Consider the following 507-nt stretch of genomic DNA (forward strand, 5'->3'; position numbering starts at 1 on the left):
AAACCCTTGCCTACCACAAAGTTGGTCGAAAGCAATGTGTCGACAACTGACAGTCAACTTTTAAAACGCAGACCCATCCATCAATGATCTCAACCAAGATATAGGTATCAACACCCTTCCTCTCCGTTTAACTCCAAACCACAGATATAAAAAAGGCGCACTCATGTGCGCCTTTCATTCATAGAACTCGTTCTAACAAGCCAACCTTTGGTCAAGCAATCTGGCGAGTCACTTCGAGGTATTTATTGATATCAACAAAATCAATCTGTTCCGGTTTTAGATACTCTTCTGCATATTGGATATGCGTACCGCTGGTTAAAAACAGTCTAAACAGCTCGATATCTAGATGCTCGTCCAGCGCCATTTTGTACATAATGTCGACAGCAACACTGATTGGCTTCGCTTTCTTATAAGGTCTATCGGCAGCGGTTAACGCCTCAAAAATATCAGAGATCACCAGAATACGTTCTGGGATTGAAAGGTCGTCTGCTGTGAGCTTCCTTGGAT

Annotated in this window: 1 protein-coding gene; it reads right to left on the reverse strand. The window is 42.8% G+C overall.

Annotated features, from left to right (window positions below; genetic code table 11):
- Nucleotides 1-211: 211 nt before the first annotated feature.
- On the reverse strand, nucleotides 212-507 hold a 296-nt coding region (locus AB4496_RS23070; RefSeq protein WP_372132105.1), incomplete at its 5' end, for an HD domain-containing phosphohydrolase.

Origin of the sequence: Vibrio sp. 10N.222.46.A1, from assembly GCF_041473595.1 — a bacterium.
GTDB classification, from domain to species: domain Bacteria; phylum Pseudomonadota; class Gammaproteobacteria; order Enterobacterales; family Vibrionaceae; genus Vibrio; species Vibrio tasmaniensis_A.